Annotated in this window: 17 protein-coding genes; all 17 read left to right on the top strand. The window is 51.7% G+C overall.

Annotation, left to right across the window (positions count from 1 at the left end; genetic code table 11):
- Window positions 1-1,220 precede the first annotated feature (1,220 nt).
- Window positions 1,221-2,177, top strand: coding sequence for an aspartate carbamoyltransferase catalytic subunit (locus QZQ08_RS00925; protein WP_296326644.1), 957 nt, complete (start codon window positions 1,221-1,223; stop codon window positions 2,175-2,177).
- Window positions 2,161-3,453: a dihydroorotase gene (locus tag QZQ08_RS00920; RefSeq protein WP_296326642.1), complete on the top strand. Its 1,293-nt coding sequence runs from the start codon at window positions 2,161-2,163 to the stop codon at window positions 3,451-3,453. Before QZQ08_RS00925 ends, QZQ08_RS00920 begins: the two co-directional genes overlap by 17 nt.
- Window positions 3,441-4,520 (top strand): glutamine-hydrolyzing carbamoyl-phosphate synthase small subunit, encoded by a 1,080-nt coding sequence (gene carA, locus QZQ08_RS00915; protein ID WP_296326640.1) that lies wholly within the window; start codon window positions 3,441-3,443, stop codon window positions 4,518-4,520. The genes QZQ08_RS00920 and carA overlap by 13 nt, the downstream gene beginning before the upstream one ends.
- A 2-nt stretch (window positions 4,521-4,522) precedes the next feature.
- Entirely contained in the window at window positions 4,523-7,729 is a 3,207-nt protein-coding gene (gene carB, locus QZQ08_RS00910; RefSeq protein ID WP_296326638.1) for a carbamoyl-phosphate synthase large subunit, read from the top strand.
- 3 nt (window positions 7,730-7,732) lie between these two features.
- Entirely contained in the window at window positions 7,733-8,500 is a 768-nt protein-coding gene (locus tag QZQ08_RS00905) for a dihydroorotate dehydrogenase electron transfer subunit (RefSeq protein ID WP_296326636.1), read from the top strand.
- Complete coding sequence (locus QZQ08_RS00900) at window positions 8,494-9,420, top strand: dihydroorotate dehydrogenase (RefSeq protein ID WP_296326634.1); 927 nt, start codon at window positions 8,494-8,496, stop codon at window positions 9,418-9,420. Before QZQ08_RS00905 ends, QZQ08_RS00900 begins: the two co-directional genes overlap by 7 nt.
- 13 nt (window positions 9,421-9,433) lie before the next feature.
- Complete coding sequence (gene pyrF / locus QZQ08_RS00895) at window positions 9,434-10,162, top strand: orotidine-5'-phosphate decarboxylase (protein ID WP_296326631.1); 729 nt, start codon at window positions 9,434-9,436, stop codon at window positions 10,160-10,162.
- Window positions 10,155-10,727 carry an orotate phosphoribosyltransferase gene (gene pyrE, locus QZQ08_RS00890; protein WP_296326629.1) on the top strand — a complete coding sequence of 191 codons (573 nt, stop codon included), beginning with the start codon at window positions 10,155-10,157 and terminating at the stop codon, window positions 10,725-10,727. Before pyrF ends, pyrE begins: the two co-directional genes overlap by 8 nt.
- Before the next feature lie 598 nt (window positions 10,728-11,325).
- The gene (locus tag QZQ08_RS00885; protein ID WP_296326627.1) at window positions 11,326-12,768 is read left to right on the top strand and encodes an aminotransferase class I/II-fold pyridoxal phosphate-dependent enzyme; all 1,443 of its coding nucleotides are present in this window, start codon (window positions 11,326-11,328) and stop codon (window positions 12,766-12,768) included.
- Window positions 12,765-13,382, top strand: coding sequence for a dTMP kinase (gene tmk / locus QZQ08_RS00880; protein ID WP_296326624.1), 618 nt, complete (start codon window positions 12,765-12,767; stop codon window positions 13,380-13,382). Before QZQ08_RS00885 ends, tmk begins: the two co-directional genes overlap by 4 nt.
- A 48-nt stretch (window positions 13,383-13,430) precedes the next feature.
- Window positions 13,431-14,411: a DNA polymerase III subunit delta' gene (locus QZQ08_RS00875; RefSeq protein ID WP_296326622.1), complete on the top strand. Its 981-nt coding sequence runs from the start codon at window positions 13,431-13,433 to the stop codon at window positions 14,409-14,411.
- Between the two features lie 5 nt (window positions 14,412-14,416).
- Window positions 14,417-15,262, top strand: a complete 846-nt coding sequence (locus tag QZQ08_RS00870; protein ID WP_296326620.1) for a stage 0 sporulation family protein — start codon at window positions 14,417-14,419, stop codon at window positions 15,260-15,262.
- A complete protein-coding gene (locus QZQ08_RS00865) occupies window positions 15,255-15,983 on the top strand; it encodes a tRNA1(Val) (adenine(37)-N6)-methyltransferase (protein ID WP_296326618.1) in 729 nt (242 codons plus the stop codon). The genes QZQ08_RS00870 and QZQ08_RS00865 overlap by 8 nt, the downstream gene beginning before the upstream one ends.
- A complete protein-coding gene (gene rsmI / locus QZQ08_RS00860) occupies window positions 15,976-16,821 on the top strand; it encodes a 16S rRNA (cytidine(1402)-2'-O)-methyltransferase (protein ID WP_296326616.1) in 846 nt (281 codons plus the stop codon). The genes QZQ08_RS00865 and rsmI overlap by 8 nt, the downstream gene beginning before the upstream one ends.
- Entirely contained in the window at window positions 16,814-18,748 is a 1,935-nt protein-coding gene (gene metG / locus QZQ08_RS00855; RefSeq protein WP_296326615.1) for a methionine--tRNA ligase, read from the top strand. The genes rsmI and metG overlap by 8 nt, the downstream gene beginning before the upstream one ends.
- Complete coding sequence (locus QZQ08_RS00850; RefSeq protein WP_296326613.1) at window positions 18,748-19,533, top strand: TatD family hydrolase; 786 nt, start codon at window positions 18,748-18,750, stop codon at window positions 19,531-19,533. The genes metG and QZQ08_RS00850 overlap by 1 nt, the downstream gene beginning before the upstream one ends.
- 147 nt (window positions 19,534-19,680) lie before the next feature.
- Window positions 19,681-20,664 (top strand): 3D domain-containing protein, encoded by a 984-nt coding sequence (locus QZQ08_RS00845; protein ID WP_296326611.1) that lies wholly within the window; start codon window positions 19,681-19,683, stop codon window positions 20,662-20,664.
- Window positions 20,665-20,682: the final 18 nt, after the last annotated feature.

Genomic DNA, 20,682 nt, shown 5'->3' with positions numbered 1-20,682 from the left:
TAGGTCACTTAAGCTCCATTTTCCGCATTTAATTAAGCTGCAACACAATCTTATAGGGGTCTCCCGAGAAAATGTTGACACATACAAATGTCCGTTTTTGAGTGATAAAAGGGATAAAATGGAGGATAATCGGGATTTGAAAAGACCATAAGGCCAAAAGACCGTGACGTGAGCCCTGAACCGAACGTAGATACGAGTTCGGTTCAGGGCTTTTTTAGGATATATTTTTTATAGTAGTTAGTATGCTTTGAATGAGTTAGGGCATTTATACGGGAGAACCTTAAGCAATCTAATCCTAGACAATACAATTTTAGACAATCCAACTAGGCATACGATTACAAAGACGAAATCAAATAGCGCACTTTATATTTTCAGCACTGCCTGCCTTCGTATTTTACCTCTGAACTCGATTTCTCCGAAATCGATCCGCCGTGCCAAGGCGGGGGACCGAAAGCCGCATGTTGCCACATTAAAATGGGGCAAGCATGCCCTTTCGGTGGTGGATGAGGACGCGAAGCGGACGTTTCCATACGAACGATAGTGAGGCATATTCGCCCGTGTTTCGAAGGACGCTTTTGGAGCGAAGCGCAAGTCCGAGAAACATGTTTGAGGGCGAATGTAATTCGGTGCCCACGACCGAAGGGAGACGGTTTGGCGCCGTGCGTTTAGAGGTTTTCCCTGTGGTCTTTTTATTTCCTTGCGGCCAGAGGCCGGTACGTCGAGGCGATTGAGGTCGTGGGCGACAACGCAGATGGCTGCGTATAGGTCCATCGGCTGAAAAAAGCTTCCTGCCTGATGAGCTGGGCGCTGGAGGTGACGACACGAAGTTAGGAGGGGAAGCGCCCAGGCGTAAGGGTTCCCCAAACCAGCAACGAAACATCGTACGAATCGTCATGACGCCATTGCATCCTTAAAATGAGAAATTGAGCAATGGGGCACGCTGGTCTGGAGAATCGGAGCGATTTTTGCTCCGAGTAAAAACAGTGCCGCCCTTTACTTTTTCCCCTCCCCGTGCTACAATGACTAAAAATGAATATAGGCCTTTTAATCTAGTCCTGTGAGACTAAGAAAGGGACTTTTGCTACAGAAGAAATGAGCTGCAGTAGGCGGCGTACTTTAGGGTACGTGCCTTTAAAGAGAAGCCTTCTTGTCTTATGGGGACAAGAGGGCTTATTTTGTTGCAATGAAATGTTTCCCAGAACAAGTAAGGAGGCTATCACATGGCAAAGGCAGCGGTCAGCCTGTCCGGACGGGATATTTTAGATCTGTCATCCCTTACGGTCGAGGAATACGACCTCATCATGAAGACAGCAGCAGAAATGAAGAAAATCCTGAAACGGGATATCAAGAAGGTGCCTTCCCTCAGAGGAAAGTCCATTGTTAACCTGTTTTATGAAAACAGCACGCGTACGCGTTCTTCGTTTGAACTTGCCGGTAAATATTTGGGGGCCGATGTCATCAATATCAGCACAGGCACTTCAAGCGTCAAGAAAGGGGAGTGCCTCAAGGATACGGTGCTTACCATGCAGTCCATGGCCTGCGACGCCATTGTTATGCGGCACCCCATCGAAGGTGCAGCCAAGTACATTGCCGATATCGTAAAACCTGTTGTTATCAATGCCGGAGATGGCTGTCATGCCCATCCAACTCAGGGACTCTTGGATATGTTCACAATCCTTGAAAAGAAAAAATCCTTCAAGGGTCTCAAGATGGCCATCATCGGAGATATCCTCTACAGCCGTGTGGCGCGCAGCAATATTGCAGCTTGGACGAAGCTTGGCGCCGATGTCCATGTGGCGGGCCCGGTCACGCTCATGCCTTACGAAATGGAAAAACTGGGCGTCACGGTCCACAAACGGGTGGAAGAGGCCATAGAAGGCGCGGATGTTGTTGATATCCTCCGCATCCAGCTCGAACGGCAGCAGAGCGGTCTTTTCCCGACACCTCGCGAATATGCCCGCATCTTTGGCGTCAACGAGGAACGCATGAAACTGGCTAAGCCGGATGTGATGATCATGCATCCCGGTCCCATGAACCGCGGTCTTGAAATTTCCTATGAAGTGGGCTACAGCGACCAGGCTGTGATCCGCGAACAGGTCACCAATGGGGTGGCGGTCCGCATGGCGCTCTTATTCTTGACACTGACAGGGGGGAAACAAGTTGAAAACGCTGATTAAAAAGGGACATCTTGTCGATCCCAGCCAGCATCTGGATGCTGTGAAGGATATCCTCGTGGAGGACGGGATCATTAAACGTGTGGCTGATTCCATTGATGAGGCTGCTGATGAAACATATGATGCTTCGGGAAAGGTGGTTGCTCCAGGCTTTATCGACCTGCATACCCATCTTCGTGAACCGGGCCTTGAGGCAAAGGAAGATATCGTTTCCGGGACGATGGCAGCGGCTCACGGCGGCATTACGCGCATTGCCTGCATGCCGAACACGAACCCTGTAATCGATACCTCGATTGTCGTAAGCGGAATCAAAAAGCGAGCGGCAGAAGAAGGCTATGCCCATGTAGAGGTCATTGGGGCCATTACGAAGGGCGAAAAGGGCAAGGAACTTTCTGAAATGGGAGATATGGCCATGCGGGGCGCGATGGCCTTTTCCGATGATGGGCACTTTGTGGAAGATCCCCTGATGATGTTCAAGGCGGCCCGTTATGTGAACTCCTTTGATAAGGCGCTCATTGTCCATGCCATTGAGGAACACATGAACCATTCGGGCTATATGCACGAAGGCGCCGTATCGGCAAGGCTGGGTGTGCCGGGCATTCCTTCCATCGCGGAAGATATGGCCGTTGCCCGCGATGCCATCATTGCCGAGTATACAGGAACCCATGTCCACATCGCTCATATTGCAAGTAAAGGGGCGGTGGATATCGTTCGCCAGGCAAAGAAAAAGGGCGTGCCCATTACGTGCGAGGTGACGGTCCATCATTTGACGCTGACTGATGAGGCCTGTGCTTCCTTTAGTACGGCAACCCGCGTTTCGCCGCCCCTTCGCAGCCGGGACCATGTGGAAGCCCTGCGCGCCGCCCTGAAGGATGGGACCATTGATGCCATCGTGACAGACCACGCACCGCACGCACCGGAAGAAAAGGATGTGGAATTCCGCAATGCGCCGAACGGATTCTGCGGTCTTGAAACGAGTGTCGGGGTCATTCTGACGGAACTCTATCATACGGGTCTATTTACCATCAATGAGATTGTCGATAAAATGAGCTGCCGGCCGGCTGAACTTTTCCACCTTGACGGGGGCACCCTCCGCGAAGGCAGTTCCGCCAATATCACCATTCTGGACCTTGATAAGGAATGGGTCGTCGACAGCAGCAAGTTCTATACCCGCGGCAAGGTCACGCCTTTCAATGGAAAGCACTGCAAAGGGCAGGCTGCCGCCACCATGGTCGATGGTGTATTTGTGATGAAAGATGGTGTCGTATGCAAAAAGTAAAAGGTAAGTTGGTACTAAAAGATGGCGGTGTCTATGAAGGAACCCTTTATGGGGACCATCCGGCTGTTGGTGAAGTCGTTTTCACAACAGGCATGAGCGGCTATCAGGAAACCCTGACAGACCCTTCTTTCTGCGGACAGATTGTAGTCTTTACTTATCCGCTCATCGGCAACTATGGCTGTAATCCTATTTTTGATCAGGGAAATGGCTGTTGCTATGAGGGGCTCATCGTTGACGAACTTTGCGACGAACCGAGCTCTTGGCGAGACGAGGGAACGGTCCTTTCCTTCCTTGAAAAGAACCATATTCCGGTCCTTGCTGATGTGGATACGCGGGCCATTACGCGGCGCATCCGGGCTTACGGTACGCTCCAAGGCGTCATCGTTCCTTATGATATGCCTGATGAAGACGTCCAGAAGCTCCTTGCCACGCCGGAACGGCATGATCAGGTGGCTCAGGTGACGACAAAAGAAGTCTACCACATGGGGGATAAGGAAAAGAGCAAATTCAGCGTCGCTGTCATGGACTATGGCATTAAGCGCAATATCCTCAAAAGCCTTGTGGAAAAGGGCTGCTATCTGACGGTCTTCCCGGCGGAAACACCGGCTGAAGAAGTCCTTGCCATCAATCCTGATGGAATCTTCCTTTCAAATGGGCCTGGCGACCCGGCAGACCTTACTGTTGAAATCGACAACATCAAGAAGATGATTGGCAAGAAACCTATCTTTGGGATCTGCATGGGGCATCAGGTCATGGCTCTTGCGTGTGGCGCCAAGACGAAGAAAATGCTCTTTGGCCATCGAGGCATCAACCAGCCGGTACGGGACTATGTGGATGACTGCATCATGATTACCTCCCAGAACCACGGCTTTATGGTTGACGAAGATTCCTTGAAGGGACTTCATGTGAAGGTCATCAACCGTTCCCTCAACGATGGCACCATTGAAGGAATCCAGTATCTTGATCATCCGACCTTTACGGTCCAGTTCCATCCGGAAGCTTCTCCGGGACCGAGTGGAAACGGATATCTTTTCGATCGCTTTATTACCATGATGGGGGGACACTGATTATGCCAAAAAGAAACGATGTCAATAAAGTCATGGTCATTGGCTCCGGTCCAATCATCATTGGTCAGGCTGCCGAATTTGACTATGCAGGAACCCAGGCCTGCCGGGCCCTTAAAGAAGAGGGGCTGGAAGTTGTCCTTGTAAACTCCAACCCGGCGACCATCATGACCGATGTGCATATTGCTGACCGTGTCTATGTGGAACCGCTCAATGTGGAATTTCTCGAAAGCGTCATCCAAAAAGAACGGCCCGATTCCCTGCTTGCTACCTTAGGCGGCCAGATCGGCCTTAACCTTGCTATCGAACTAGATAAGACGGGTATCCTCAAGAAATACAATGTGAAGCTCATTGGGACCCAGATCCCGAGTATCATGAAGGCTGAGGACCGTGAACTTTTTAAGGAAACGATGGAAAAACTCCATCAGCCTATTCCTCAGAGCACGATTGTTGAGAGCGTTGCCGCGGCCAAGGAATTTGCGGACCGCATCGGTTATCCACTCATCGTGCGTCCGGCCTATACTTTGGGCGGTACGGGCGGCGGCATTGCCCACAACGATGCTGAACTCGACGATATCTGCACAAAAGGACTCCAGTACAGCCTCATTGGTCAGGTCCTCATTGAACGCTCCGTTGCTGGCTGGAAGGAAATCGAATTTGAAGTCATCCGCGACCATGCCGATAACTGCATCACGGTCTGCAATATGGAAAACCTTGATCCTGTGGGCGTCCATACGGGCGACTCCATCGTCGTGGCACCATGCCAGACCCTGACGGACCGAGAAGTCCAGATGCTGCGTACGGCCGCTATCGATATTGTCCGCGAACTCGGTGTTGAAGGCGGCTGCAACGTGCAGTATGCCCTGAACCCTGACAGCGAGGAATATATCGTCATTGAAGTCAATCCCCGCGTCAGCCGTTCGTCCGCTCTTGCTTCCAAAGCGACGGGATATCCCATTGCCAAAGTGGCCTCAAAGATTGCTGCCGGCTACACCCTTGATGAAATCGAAAATGCCGTTACGAAAAAGACCACGGCTTGCTTTGAACCGACCTTGGACTACTGCGTCCTGAAGATTCCTCGCTGGCCTTTTGACAAATTTGTCAAGGCAGACCATACACTGGGTACCCAGATGAAGGCGACGGGCGAAGTGATGGCCATCGAACGCAACATCGAAGCCGGTCTCCTTAAGGCTGTCCGCTCCCTGGAAATCGGTCTCATCCATCTTGATATGCCTGAGTTCCATTCCCTTAGTGACGAAGAAGTCTTTGCCAAGGTCCATCTTGTCAACGATGAACGCTTCTTTGCCATCGCTGAAGCCTTCCGCCGCGGCATGACCGTCGACGAAGCACACGAAATCACGAAAATTGATGAATTTTTCCTGCGGAAGATCCGTCATATCGTGGAAATTGAAAAGGCCATCAAGGCAGGCCCGCTTACGAAGGACCTCATGAAGGAAGCCAAGAAACGTGGTTTCTGCGATGAGGAAATTGGCCTTCTCACAGGCAAGACGGCTCTTGAGATCCGCACCCTGCGCAAGGAAATGGGAATTGTGCCGGTCTACAAGATGGTTGATACGTGTGCGGCCGAATTTGACGCGGAAACGCCTTACTATTATTCGACTTATGGCGTCGAAGATGAAGTGCGCCCCAGCAATAAGAAGAAAGTCGTCGTCCTCGGGTCCGGTCCAATCCGCATCGGTCAGGGCGTTGAATTTGACTACTGCTCGGTTCACTCTGTCTGGGCCCTTAAAGAAGAAGGGTACGAGACAATCATTATCAACAACAATCCGGAAACGGTTTCCACGGACTTTGATACGGCAGACCGTCTGTATTTTGAACCTCTGACCTTGGAGGACGTACTGAACGTCATCGACCGTGAACAGCCCGAAGGCGTCATCGTCCAGTTTGGCGGTCAGACGGCCATCAACCTTGCCGGTCCTCTTCACAGCTGCGGCGTGAAGATCCTAGGCACGAGCGTCGATGATATTGACCGCGCCGAAGACCGTGAACGTTTTGATGAAGTCCTGACGGAAGTGGGCATCCCCCGTCCGAAAGGGCACACCGTCTTTGATGTGGAAGGCGCCGTGAAAGCCGCCCACGATGACGGTTATCCCGTTATGGTCCGCCCGAGCTACGTGCTTGGTGGCCGCGCGATGGAAATCGTCTACAACGATGATCAGCTGCGCTACTACATGGCAAACGCTGTAAAGGCCTCGAAGGAACATCCTGTCCTTGTTGACCATTACCTCATGGGAACGGAAGTCGAAGTTGATGCCATCAGTGACGGCATTGATGTCGTCATCCCGGGCATCATGGAACACATTGAACGGGCTGGCGTCCACTCCGGTGACTCCATCGCCGTTTATCCTCCGCGCACGCTGAGCGAACACGTCATCGAAGAAATCATCGAATATACCAATAAGCTGGCCCTGACGCTCCATGTCAAAGGTCTGCTCAATATCCAGTACATCGTCCGCGATGAAAAGCTCTACATCATCGAAGTGAATCCGCGCTCCAGCCGGACCGTGCCGTTCCTGTCGAAGGTCACAGGGATTTCTATGGTGGATGTAGCCACCAAGTGTGCAGTAGGTAAGAGCCTTAAGGAACAGGGCTTTGAATCCGGGCTGAAACTCTTCCCGGATTATTACGCCGTAAAAGCACCGGTCTTCTCCTTCAATAAGATGACTGATGTGGATATCACCTTAGGACCGGAAATGAAGTCCACAGGTGAGGTTATGTGTATTGATAACCAGTTCCCGCGCGCCCTTTATAAGGCCTGCGTTGCTGCTGGGACGAATGTGCCGGATAAGGGAACCATCCTGATTACGGTGGCCGATAAGGATAAGGATGAAGTGACGGAAATTGCCGAAGGTTTTGAAGATCTGGGCTATACGATTGCAGCAACGGAAGGTACGGCAAACTTCCTCCGCAGCAAGGGCATGACCGTGGAAACAGCGGCTAAGATTGGCGAGGACAATCCGAATCTCCTGGATGACATCAAGGAAGGCAAGATCTGCATGGTCATCAACACCATGAACCACGGGGAAAGCACGCGCAGCGATGGGTTCCGGATCCGCCGCAGCACGGTAGAACACGCCATTCCCTGCCTGACGAGCCTTGATACGGCACGCGCCCTCCAGCATGCCCTGGGGGCTATGCGCCGCCGTCGGATTGTCAGTGTCATTGCCCTGCAGGATCTTAAAACGGAGTAAGTCATGACGAAATTTTTGGAAGATGGAAGGGTGGTGGGGCAGCGCAGTCTGTCCCACGACATCCGAATCATGGAAATTTGGTCGCCAAAGGTAGCAGCTTCGGCTGAGCCCGGTCAGTTTGTGACTGTAAAGAGCAGCGAATTGAGTGTGCCTCTTTTGCGCCGTCCTTTTGGGGTATCCGGCGTCAATCGTGACAAAGGCACTTTCCTTCTCATCTACCGGATTGTGGGGGAGGCGACGCAGCTGCTTGATCAGCTGAGAAAAGGAGATTCCATCAGTGTCCTGGGGCCTTTAGGGCGCGGTTTTGACCGGACCCACCGCAAGGTCCTTCTTGTTGGCGGCGGTGTTGGCCTTGCGCCCCTTCGCTTCCTTGCGGAGGATTATCCCAACGCGGACGTGGATGTCCTCATTGGCGCCCGCACGGCAGAGGAGCTTTTTTGGACGGACCTATTTCGGGATAAGACGGTTCACCAATTTGAGACCACGGAAGATGGTTCCCGGGGGACGAAGGGCCTCATCACGGCTCCTTTGGAAAAACTCCTTGATGAAGGCGGATACGACTGCGTCTATGTCTGCGGCCCTTCGCCGATGATGCGGGCCGTGACTAAGGTTGTGGAACCAAGGGCAATTCCCTGTCAGATTTCCCTTGAAAAATATATGGGCTGCGGCCTTGGTGCGTGCCTTTCCTGCACGTGCAGTGGAATCGGCAAACGGGTCAAGGTCTGCAAGGACGGCCCTGTCTTTTGGTCACAGGAGGTGTCGGAATGGTAAACAGCAGGACCCTTCTTGAAACTGAGCTGGGCGGCCTCCATCTCAAGACGCCTGTCACAACGGCGTCCGGGACTTTTGGGTTTGGTCTTGAATTTACGGATTTTCTTGACCTAAATAATGTAGGAGCCATTACGGTAAAGGGCACGACCCTTCATCCCCGGGCCGGCAACAAGGGACAGCGCATCGTTGAGACCCCTTCGGGAATCCTTAACTGTGTGGGTCTTGAAAACCCCGGCGTAGAGGTCTTCCTTAAGGAAACACTGCCCCAACTGAGGGCGTATGACACAAAAGTCATCGTGAACATTGACGGGGACAGCGCCGCCGAATATGGCGAACTGGCTGCTATGCTTGACGTGGATGGCGTTGACGCGCTGGAACTTAATATTTCCTGCCCCAATGTTGCCCAAGGGGGCCTTGCTTTTGGCACGAGCTGCAGTGCGGCCGCGCAAGTCGTGGAAGCGGCAAAGAAGCGGACCCATAAGCCCATCATTACGAAACTTTCACCGAATGTGACGGATATCACTGAAATCGCCAGAGCCGTGGAAGCGGCAGGGACCGATATGATATCCCTGATCAATACGCTGGTAGGTATGAAAATCGATATCCATACCCAAAAGCCTGTCCTGGGCAATATCATGGGCGGCCTTTCTGGGCCTGCGGTCCGCCCTGTTGCCGTGCGCATGGTCTATCAAGTCGCCCAGGCTGTCAAGGTGCCCCTCATTGGGATGGGCGGGATTACCTGTGCCGCTGATGCCATTGAATTTTTCCTTGCCGGGGCTTCTGCCATTGCCGTGGGGACAGCTAATTTTGACGATCCGAGGCTTGCAGAAACCATTTCACAGGGAATTGCGGCCTATCTTATCGACCATAACCTGGAAACGATTCGGGACCTTGTTGGCAAGGCCCTGCCCAATCAGTAAGGAGAAGGATAAAATGACGAACGCAAAAGACCGTCTGATTGTGGCCCTTGATTTTCCTACAGGAAAAGAAGCCAAGGCCCTTGTTGAGGAACTAGGGGATGCAGTTACATTTTATAAAGTAGGGATGGAGCTTTTTTACAGTGAAGGCCCAGCCATTGTTTCCTATCTAAAGGAACGGGGCAAAAAGGTTTTCCTTGACCTCAAGCTCCAGGATATTCCCAATACAGTGGCCCACAGTCTTGCCGTCCTGACGCGTCTTGGGGCGGACATCATGAATGTCCACGCTGTTGGCGGACCCAAAATGATGGCAGAAGGCATGAAAGCCATTGGGGAAGCAGCGGAAAAACTCGGTGTACCGGCACCGAAACTCATTGCTGTGACGATCCTTACGAGTATGGATGAAGCGCAGTGGGCGCCTCTTGGTTATGAAAAGTCCATTGGCGAGGAAGTCCTTGCCCTGGCGGCGCTTGCTAAAGAAAGCGGCCTTAGTGGGGTCGTTGCTTCCCCGCGGGAAGCAGAAAGCATCCGCAAGGTCTGCGGCAGTGATTTTCTCATTGTGACGCCTGGTGTCCGTCCGACTTGGGCGGCAGCCAATGATCAAAGCCGCATTGCAACGCCTAGTATGGCCCTTAAAAATGGGGCGACCCATCTTGTGGTCGGTCGGCCCATTACGAAAGCGGAAAACAAGATTGACGCGGTCAATCGGATTTTGAAAGAAATGGAAGGTGCCCTTCATGAATAACAAAAGTGTCCTGAGTATGCTCGAAGAAACCAATGCTGTGATGCATGGCCATTTTCTTCTCACGAGTGGACTGCACAGCCTCATCTACGTGGAAAAATTCAATGTCCTGCAGCGTCCGGAATACACGGAGCAGCTCTGTAAGGAAATTGCCAGCCGGTTCATCAATGACAATGTGGAACTTGTTGTCGGTCCGATGACGGGCGGCATTCTCCTTGCCTATGAAGTGGCAAAGAACCTGGGCACGAGATTCTTCTTTACGGAACGTGTCAATGGTAAGATGACCTTCAAAAGGGGCTTTGCCATCAAACCGGGAACCCGTGTCCTTGTTGTAGAAGATATTGTAACGACCGGCGGCAGCGTCCGGGAAGTGCTTGATGTCGTAAAAAGCGAAGGCGGCGTTCCCGTTGGCGTCGGCCTTCTCGTAGACCGCAGCGGCGGCAAAGTGGACTTTGGTGTTCGCACGGAACCGCTCCTGCGTCTTGACGTAGAAACCTACAAACCGGAAGAGTGCCCCATGTGTAAAGAGGGGACACCCCTGACCCAGCGCGGCCGGACGGGAAAGTAAGAAATGGAAAACTGCGGAGCTTGGCTCCGCAGTTTTTGTTTATTGGAAAATGCTGTAATGCTGTGGTACGAAAAGGCCGTAAGGCCGGCGTCAAACCGTCTCCCTATCGGTCGTGGCGCCGAATCAATTTTTCGATTACACGGTCCGTAAGCCGAATCGCGTTGGCAGCGTCTTGCGATTAGCGGTTTTGGCCCATCGAAAGCGGAACGGCTTTCGCCGTCTCCAGGGCAAAAGACCGTGACGTGAGCCCTGAACCGAACGTAGATACGAGCTCGGTTTGGGGCTTTTTTAGGATACATTTCTTATGGTGGTTAGTATACTTTAAATGAGTTAGGGCATTTATCCGGGAGAATGTTAAGCAATGCAATCCTAAAAAATACAATCGATCATACGATTACAAAGACGAAATCAAATAGCGCACTCTATATTTTCAGCATTGCCCGCCTTCGTATTTTGCCACTGAACTCAATTTCTCCGAAATCGATCCGCGCGAATTGACAGCATCAATTCTTGCCTTAGCCTGCCTTTATGCTTTCCTTCATGTTCCTTTTCACTAAAACATATGGTAAAATTAAGTGTTATGCAAGGAGGAATCCCTATGCTCACAAAACCACTCCTCGAGGCCATGAAGGCTTATCGGGAAGATCATGTATACCCCCTTCATACACCGGGCCATAAGGGCGGACGCGGTGCCGATGAGGACCTCAAGGACCTATTGGGGGAAAATGCCCTTTTATCTGACGTATCACTTATGGAAGAACTGGACGACATCCACCATCCGGAAGGTGCAATCAAAGACGCAGAAACGTTGGCGGCAGCGCTTTATGGGGCAGATCGCTGCTTTTTTGGCGTCAATGGCACGACGGGTATCATTCATGGTATGCTCCTTGGCGCGTTGCGTCCTGGGGATAAGATCCTTGTTCCCAGAAACAGCCATAAATCCGTTCTGGGCGGTCTCATTCTCGGCGGCTTGGAACCGATTGCGCTGGCGCCTTGTTATGATGAGTCGTGGCGCATGACGCTGCAGCTTAAGCCGGAACAGGTGGAAGCTGCCCTTGTCAAGGATCCTGATATCAAGGCGGTTTTTCTTACGACACCGAATTATTTTGGACTTGCTGCCGATACGGAGAAAATCGCCAAGATCTGTCATAAAAAAGGGGTGCTGCTCCTTGTTGATGAAGCGCATGGACCCCATCTTGGATTTTCGCCCATGCTTCCTAAAAGCGCCATGCAGTGCGGCGCTGATGCGGCGGCACAAAGTACCCATAAGATCGTCGGTGCCATGACGCAGTGCTCGCTTCTTCAAGTTTCCTATGCCCGCATTGACGCGGAAACTATGGAACGGGCGATGAGCCTTGTGACGACAACCAGCCCCAATTATCTGCTCATGGGCTCCCTTGACGCGGCCCGTTTCCAGCTGTCCCAACGGGGAAAAGCCATGGCGGAAGCCTCCCTTCGCGCAGCGGCGCTTCTCCGCGAAGAACTTAAAAAGATTGACGGTCTTCCTGTCCTTACAGATGAACTGATCGGCAAGGGCGGCGTTGCGGCCATGGACCTGGGGAAGGTCACGATCATGACCAGTGCCCTGGGGCTTACGGGACCGGAAGCGGCGGAAATTCTGCGCCGCGAAAAAATTGCCGTTGAGCTTGTTGATGAAGATCACGTGCTCTTTCTTGTTACTTATGCCGATGACCAGGCAGAATTTGCTAAGAAGGCCGTCCTTATCCGGGAAACGCTGGAAAAAAACCGGAAACCGGTACGGAATTTAGCACCAGCGGCTGTCCTTTCAAAGATTCCGGAACGACGCCTCCTACCGCGGGATGCCTTCTTCGCGCCTCATGAACGGATTTGCTTTGAAAAGGCGCAAGGCCGTATCATTGCGGAAACCATCAGTTTTTATCCTCCGGGGATTCCCTTGATCATGCCGGGAGAAGTCATTACCAAAGAGCTTATTGCCTACGCTCGTCTCATGCAGGAAAAGAAGCTCTTTGTCAGCGGGCCCCATGATCCCTCCCTTAGAGAAATCGAGGTCATAAAATGAAAAAAGGATTCTTTATTACGTTGGAAGGCCCCGACGGCAGCGGCAAGACGACGCAGGCCAAACGGCTGGGTGCTTATCTTGAGAAAATAGGCCTAGAGGTTGTCCTCACCCGGGAACCGGGCGGGACGGACCTTGCGGAGACGCTGCGCAGCCTTGCCCTTTCCCCAGAGATCACTATGAGCAAACGGGTGGAAAGCCTGCTTCATGTGGCGGCCCGGGCGGACCATGTGGATAAGGTCATTCGCCCCAGCCTGAAAGCGGGAAAAGTTGTCATCTGCGACCGTTTCAGTGATTCAACCCTCGTTTACCAAGGCCTCTTGGGCGGGATGGATCTTGATGAACTGGAACGCCTCTCCCTTTTTGGTTCTGCAGGGCTTATGCCGGATGTTACGTTCCTCATTGATGGGGACCCCCGCATCCTTTTGACCCGGCGGCAAGCCAGAGGAGTAACGGATAAGTTTGAGGCTCAGGGACTCTCCTTTCAGGAAACGATCCGGCAGGGCTATCTTTCGCTTTCTGCCCGTTATCCTGAACGCATCCTCCTCATTGATGGGGAGGGGGACCCTGACAGTATCACCCGTACCCTGATAAAAAAAGTGGAAAAATTTCTCTAAATGGGGTATAGTCTACTTGTTGTGTAATATAATAGAAGGAACATCACGATGTGGAAAAAAATTTTTGGTCATGAAACCAATAAGATATTTTTGGGAAACATGCTCCAAGGAGAGCGAAAAACACCTTCTCTCCTTTTTTATGGTCCCGACGGCATTGGCAAGAAAAAACTTGCCCTTGAATTTGCCCGGAGCTTTCTCTGTCTGGATGATCCCACCGATGATGTCTGCCACTGCCGCAGCTGCCGCGCTTTTAACGGGAAAAGCCATCCTGACTTCATCTATGTAGAAGGGCAGGGGGCCCGCCACGATATCTTGATTGAGCAAATCAAGGATGTGGAGAAAAAGGCGGTCTACGCGCCCGTCCTTTCCCCTTATAAGGTCTGTCTTATCGATGGGGCGGACCGCATGCGCGTAGAAGCGGCCAATTCGCTCTTGAAACTACTCGAGGAACCGCCAACATATTGGCTCTTCATCCTCATTGCTTCTGAGATTTCGCAGATCCTGCCGACCATTCGGAGCCGGCTTATGGCGATTCGCTTTGAACCGCTCCATCGGGAGGAAGCTGCTCGTGTCATGAATCAGCAAAACATCCCGCAGGGAGATACGCTGGCCCGCCTGTCCGATGGCTCACCAGGAAAGGCCCTGCATTTAGCAAAGACCGAAGCCCTCATGTGGCGGGAACGTGCCCTATTCGTTATGGAAGGCATTGCAGATCCATATCTTATGGCATGCCTTGCCCGTCTTGAATGGTTGGGCGATATGGATGTGGACCGGACACAGACCTTTTTGGAAATGCTGCTCCTCATCTTGCGCGATGCCATGATGATCAAGGAAGGCAGCGGCCTTCTTCTTTATAATGAAGATGAACGGGAGCGAATTGCTTCGATTTTTGCTTCAACTACTTTACCTGCTCTCAAGAAAGCCCTCCTCGAAACGGAGCGTTTTTACCTTGGGCTCAATAAGGGCGTCAATACACGGATGATCCTTGAGGCCCTCTTTCTTGAGATCCATACTTTTTTAAAGGAGTAACGACCGTGGTTACGATTGTTGGAATCCGGTTCAAACGAGCCGGGAAAATCTATTATTTTGCCCCTGGCAGCTTTGATCTGCAAAAAGGCGACCATGCCATTGTAGAGACGGCCCGGGGTGTTGAATATGGGGAAGTGGTCATGGGTCCCCAGGAAGTCGATGAAAAAAGCATCGTCTCTCCCTTAAAAAGCGTGATCCGCAAGGCTGATGAACGGGACGCCCGCAAGGTGGAGGAAAACCACCGCAAGGAAAAAGAAGCGTTCACCATTTGTGAAAAGAAGATTGCTGCCCGCAAACTGGAAATGCGCCTTGTCAATGTGGAGTATACCTTTGACGGCGGGCGAATCATCTTTTACTTTACAGCCGATGGGCGCATCGATTTCCGCAATCTTGTCAAGGATTTGGCTGCTGTTTTCCGGACGCGCATTGAGCTGCGCCAGATTGGTGTACGCGATGAAGCAAAGATGCTGGGCGGAATCGGATGCTGCGGACGGCCCTTGTGCTGTGCGACTTTCCTTGGAGACTTTGAACCAGTCTCCATCAAGATGGCAAAGGAGCAGAACCTGTCCCTGAATCCAACGAAGATTTCAGGAATTTGCGGACGACTCCTATGCTGCCTTAAGTATGAAAGTGAAATGTACTGCGGCCGCTGCTGTAAGAACAAGGGGAAGAAGAAGGAAACAAGTCACCTTGTTCCCAAACCGGGCATGAAGGTCGTCACGCCCACTGGGGAGGGCATGGTCATGCATGTTTCCCGCCGCGACCAGACGGTCGTGGTCGAACTGTCACCAGGCAACCGGATTACGGCAAGCTGGGACGAAATCGTCGAAGCCGCCAAGAGTGATGATTGAAACGGAACGCCTTGACAGCCTGCCCCGCGGAAATCTCCGGATTTGGCAGGACGAAAAAGAATTTTCCTTTACGACTGACGCGGTCTTTTTGGCCGCGTTTCCCCATATGGTGAAAAAGGCCAGGGTCCTTGAGCTTGGCTGCGGGACCGGTGCCATTTCCCTTCTTGCTGCAAATAGGGGGGCCCAGTCTGTTCTTGCAGTGGACAAAAATCCCCATGTCATTGAGCTTTTAGCACGCAGTGTAAAGGAAAATGGCCTTGAGCAGCAGGTCACGCCGCTTCTTGGGGATATCCTGGCTTATCGAGGCTATCTAAAGCCGGATACGATGGACCTTGTTTATATGAATCCCCCTTACCGCATTGGCGGAAGGCAGCGCCAGCTCATGACCGAAGCCTGCCATGAAGTGGGCGTTACGTTAGAAGACTTCATCAAAGCCGCTGCTTTTGCCTTAAAGACACGGGGGCGCCTCGCTATGGTCCAGCTTCCTGACCGGTTTACGGATGCCCTGCGCTTGGCCGATCAATATCATCTTGAAATCAAGCGGCTCCAGTGGGTCCACTCCTATGCTGACCGGGGCGCGTGGATTTTTCTGGCGGAGTTTCAAAAAGGGGGCCGGGGAGGGCTTACGGTTCTGCCACCCCTTGTCATGTACCAGAAGGACGGCAGTTTGAGCCAAGATGCCCTTGCTTATTATGAAGGAAAGGAGTGGGTCCATGGCTGAGTCGGTTGGAACCTTATATCTTTGTGCAACACCCATTGGGAACTTGGAAGATATGACGCCCCGTGCCCTGCGCATGCTTCGGGAGGCTGATTTCATCGCTGCGGAAGACACGCGTCATACGCGGCAGCTTATGAATCATTTTGAAATCCATGGGACGCTTCTGAGCTATCATGAGCATAACAAGGAAAAAATGGGGCCTGTCCTTTTGGCGCATTTAAAGGAAGGCAAAAACATTGCCCTTGTTTCCGATGCCGGCTTCCCAGGAATTTCCGATCCGGGTGAACTGATTGCCCAAATGTGCATTGCCGAAGGGATACCTGTTGTGCCCGTACCGGGGGCCAATGCGGCACTGACGGCCCTGGTGGCTTCAGGTCTATCGAGCACACCTTTCTTTTTTGGCGGTTTTCTTCCCAAAAGCCGGAAGAATCGTCGTGAGAAGCTGACGGAATGGAAGGACATTCCATCAACCATCATCCTGTACGAGGCCCCACACCGAATCATAGAGGTGCTTTCTGATATTGAAGACGCGTGGGGAGACCGGACCATGACCATGGCCCGGGAACTTACAAAAATCCACGAAGAATTTTATCGGGGAACGGTTTCTTCCTGCAGGACGCATCTTTTGGAGCAGCCGCCGCGCGGCGAGTTTGTTCTCGTCATTGCTGGCGGTACCAAGGCAGAAGAAGCCCCCACCGGGGATCCCCTTGACGCCGTGCGCCGCCTGATGGCTGACGGCGTGGGAAAAAAAGAAGCGCTCCAGCAAATTGCTAAAGCTTATAGGCTGCCGAAAAGGGAGCTTTATAATAGACTAGTCAAAGAAGGGGTAGAAGATGAGTAAACCAGCTTTTTTCATTACGACACCGATTTACTATCCGAGTGCCAATCTGCACATTGGTCATGCGTACTGCTCGACCATTGCTGATACGATTGCTCGGTATAAAAGGGCCAATGGGTTTGATGTCCGCTTCGTGACGGGCAGTGATGAACATGGCCTCAAGATCCAGCGCAAGGCAGAAGAAAATGGGATGACGCCGCTTCAGTACGTAGACGGCATCGTGGCAAACTTCAAGAAACTTTGGGAAATGCTGGGTATCAGCTACACGGATTTTGTGCGTTCTTCCAGTGCAGAACATGAACGGGACGTTCAGGAAATCCTGCAGCGCGTCTATGATAAGGGCGATATCTATAAAAAGAAATATGTCGGAAAATACTGCGTTCCCTGTGAATCCTTCTGGACGGACCGTCAGATTGAAGAAGCAGGCGGCGTCTGCCCGGACTGTGGCCGTCCTGTGGAAACGATGGAAGAAGAGGACTATTTCTTCCGTATGTCCAAATATGCTGACCAAATCCTTAAACATATTGAGGATCATCCTGATTTCATCCAGCCCGTTTCCCGCCGCAACGAAATGATTGCCTTCCTGAAACAAGGCTTGGAGGACCTGTGTATTTCCCGTTCCACTTTTAATTGGGGCATTCCTGTTCCTTTTGATAAAAAACAGATCACTTATGTCTGGTTCGATGCCCTTTTGTGCTATTTCACGGGGATTGGGTTCCTGCGCAATGAAGAGGAATTTAATCGCTTCTGGCCGGTTGACCTGCACCTTGTAGGAAAGGAAATCGTTCGTTTCCATACCATCATTTGGCCGGCTATGCTCCTTTCCATGGGGTATGAACTGCCGAAGAAGGTTTATGGTCACGGCTGGCTTGTCGTCAATGGAGACAAGATGAGTAAATCCAAGGGCAATGTCGTCGATCCTGTTGAACCCATCAAGGAATTTGGTCCTGATGCCGTTCGTTACTTCCTCCTCAGCGAAATTGCCCTGGGCAACGACGGCAATTATTCTCGGGAAGGTCTCATCCGCCGCTGGAATACGGACCTTGCCAATGACTTGGGTAACCTCCAGTATCGTACGGTTTCCATGATTGAAAAATATCATCAAGGGGTTGTCCATAAGACGGTTTCGGATCATGCCGATGACAAGTCTTTTGCGTCCCTTGCAGAAGAAACGCTTGCCAGTTACCGTAAGGCCATGGATGAATACCAGATCAATGACGCGCTGAAAGCTGTCTGGTCTTACATTGGTGCAGCCAATAAGTACATTGACGTAACGACACCGTGGATCCTTGCCAAGGATCCTGCGCAAAAGGACCGTCTTGAAGCTGTGATGTATAACCTTGCTGATGCCGTTCGCAATATTGCCATCCTGATTTCGCCTATGATGCCTTTCACGGCACCAAAGATTTTTGAACAGCTCGGCCTTGCCGTTCCGGAAAACTTCGACCTTGATGAAGTGAAGTACGGCGGTTTCCCTGACGGCACGAAAGTCATGAAGGGTCAGCCTATTTTCCCGCGCATTGAAGTGGAAGCGGACAAGGCGCCTCAGAAAGAAGCTCCGAAAGCTAGGAAAGCTGAAAAGAAGAATGTCGGTGTGGTTACGCCTGAAGAAATTGCCATCGATGATTTCCAGAAAGTCGACCTCCGCGTTGCTGAAATCAAAACGGCCGAACGGGTTCCCCAGACAGATAAGCTCATGAAGATTACCGTTGATGTGGCAGGCAGCGAACGAACCATTGTCTCCGGGATAGCCCAGTACTATGAAGCCAAGGACCTTATTGGCAAGAATGTCATCGTTGTGGCTAACCTCAAACCAGCCAAGCTCAAGGGCATTGAATCTCGCGGCATGCTCCTTGCTGCAAGCGACGGCAAAGGAAACCTCGTCCTTGCCGAAGTGCCGGGGATTGCTTCGGGCAGCAAGGTCAAATAATGGAACGCCTTCCTTATTTTGATACGCACGCCCATCTTGACACGGAGGACTTTGACGCGGACCGGGAAGCGCTGCTCAAGGAGATTGGGTCGCACATGCTGGGATTCATCAATCCCGGCTGTGACGTAAAAAGCTCGAAGGCATCGCTTGCCATGGCCCACCGCTATGATTTTGTGTATGCCGCCGTCGGCCTTCACCCAGAAGACCTGGGTCATGTGAGCGAAGGAGACCTTGAGGAAATCTATCAGCTTGCCCAAGATGAAAAGGTAGTCGCTATTGGTGAAATCGGTCTAGACTACTACAACGATGAAGATTCCCCTCATGAGCGGCAGCGGGATTTCCTTATCCGCCAGCTTGTCATGGCCCGTGAACTAAAGCTTCCCGTCATCATCCATGACCGGGAAGCCCATGAAGATATGACGAGGATCCTTCTGACGGAAGGGCGGGGCGTGTGCGGCGTGCTTCATTGTTTCAGCGGAGATTGGGCCATGGCTGAAACCTTTATTGAGGCCGGCTGGTACTTTGGCTTTGGTGGCACCAGTACCTTCAAGAATGATCATGGGGTCAGGGAGATCCTGCGCAAGATGCCGCTTGACCGCATTGTTTTTGAAACGGATTCGCCTTATATGGCCCCTGTTCCTTACCGCGGTAAGCGCAATAACCCGCTTTATGTGAAGCTTGTTGCTGAAATGGCAGCGGAGGTCAAAGGAATTCCTGTCCTTTCGATGATGGAAATTGCCACAAAAAATTCGCAAAATCTCTTCCCAAAATTGAAAAGTTACTAAAAATCGCGATGACTTTGCTGTAAAATTTTCAAAAGCGTCACAAAATCAGACGGTGAAAATGTTCATTTTTAGGAGCTGGTCCTAATTTTGTTTTGACAGGTTTTTCGTCTCCATGGTAGAATACAAAAGCTTTAAGGAGGCGAGAATTTGCGAATAACAAATACTTGGAAGCGTCCTGAAAAGTGGGTTGTTGTCATGCTCATGCTTGTTTTCAGCTTGAATTTTCTCGGCTTTGCTGCCGCTCCAAAACAGGTGAAGATTCAAGTTGACGGGCAGACAATTTCCCTTTCAACCAGAGCCCTTACAGTGAAAGGTGCTTTGGAAGAAGCCGGTGTTGTTCTTCAAAAAGCCGATGGTTATGATGTAGTTGGTCATGGAAACTTTGAAGATGGGTCGACAATCGAAGTCGTCCGTGCCATTCCAATCAAGGTGTGGCATAATGGAAGAACGACCGAGTATACCATCGGACGCAAAACGGTAAAAGAAGTGCTGGATGCTGTGGGTGTGGACTACAAAGGATATAAGGTCTATCCGTCCTTGGAGTCCCCGGCAAAAAAAGACATGACTATCCATGTCGTTTCCCCCACAACTGAGGTGAAGACGGCCAAAGAAAGCATTCCTTTTGAAGTGGAATTCCGCAATAATGACAACCTGCCCCGCGGCAGACAGTCCATTGTATCGGAAGGCCGTAATGGGGAAGCTGTCGTCACCTACCGCACGGTGAAGATTGGAAATCAAGAAGTAAGACGAGAACTGGCACGTGATGTTGTTTCCCAACCTGTTCCGCAAGTCGTAGAAGTAGGCACAGGCAAAAATCTGATGGTGGAAACAAGCCGTGGTTTTGTTCGGTACCGCAGCGCGAGGACCTTTGAGGCTTCCGCGTACACCCTTGCCGAAGGCAGCGGAACCGGTCTGACTTCGACAGGCGTTGTGCCTTATCATGGAATCGTAGCCGTGGATCCTGATGTAATTCCTTATGGAACGCGGATGTACATCCCTGGTTATGGATTTGCCGTGGCAGGCGATTGCGGCGGTGCCATCAATGGCAGCCGGATTGACCTGTACATGGAAAACTACTCTGACGCAATCAGTTGGGGCAGGCGCGACGTAACCGTGTATTTCCTTGAGTAGAAAAGGGGCTGTTGCCAA

It is taken from the genome of uncultured Acidaminococcus sp., from assembly GCA_900538365.1.
In the GTDB taxonomy this organism is placed as follows: Bacteria; Bacillota; Negativicutes; order Acidaminococcales; family Acidaminococcaceae; genus Acidaminococcus.
The sequence above is the reverse complement of the archived record's forward strand: the minus strand, read 5'-3'. Positions and strand labels throughout refer to the sequence as shown.

Coding starts and splice junctions, on each gene's coding strand:
- QZQ08_RS00925 (WP_296326644.1), top strand. CDS start 1,221: ATGGCAAAGGCAGCGGTCAGCCTGTCCGGACGGGATATTTTAGATCTG.
- carA (WP_296326640.1), top strand. CDS start 3,441: ATGCAAAAAGTAAAAGGTAAGTTGGTACTAAAAGATGGCGGTGTCTAT.
- carB (WP_296326638.1), top strand. CDS start 4,523: ATGCCAAAAAGAAACGATGTCAATAAAGTCATGGTCATTGGCTCCGGT.
- QZQ08_RS00905 (WP_296326636.1), top strand. CDS start 7,733: ATGACGAAATTTTTGGAAGATGGAAGGGTGGTGGGGCAGCGCAGTCTG.
- QZQ08_RS00900 (WP_296326634.1), top strand. CDS start 8,494: ATGGTAAACAGCAGGACCCTTCTTGAAACTGAGCTGGGCGGCCTCCAT.
- pyrF (WP_296326631.1), top strand. CDS start 9,434: ATGACGAACGCAAAAGACCGTCTGATTGTGGCCCTTGATTTTCCTACA.
- pyrE (WP_296326629.1), top strand. CDS start 10,155: ATGAATAACAAAAGTGTCCTGAGTATGCTCGAAGAAACCAATGCTGTG.
- QZQ08_RS00885 (WP_296326627.1), top strand. CDS start 11,326: ATGCTCACAAAACCACTCCTCGAGGCCATGAAGGCTTATCGGGAAGAT.
- tmk (WP_296326624.1), top strand. CDS start 12,765: ATGAAAAAAGGATTCTTTATTACGTTGGAAGGCCCCGACGGCAGCGGC.
- QZQ08_RS00875 (WP_296326622.1), top strand. CDS start 13,431: ATGTGGAAAAAAATTTTTGGTCATGAAACCAATAAGATATTTTTGGGA.
- QZQ08_RS00865 (WP_296326618.1), top strand. CDS start 15,255: ATGATTGAAACGGAACGCCTTGACAGCCTGCCCCGCGGAAATCTCCGG.
- rsmI (WP_296326616.1), top strand. CDS start 15,976: ATGGCTGAGTCGGTTGGAACCTTATATCTTTGTGCAACACCCATTGGG.
- metG (WP_296326615.1), top strand. CDS start 16,814: ATGAGTAAACCAGCTTTTTTCATTACGACACCGATTTACTATCCGAGT.
- QZQ08_RS00850 (WP_296326613.1), top strand. CDS start 18,748: ATGGAACGCCTTCCTTATTTTGATACGCACGCCCATCTTGACACGGAG.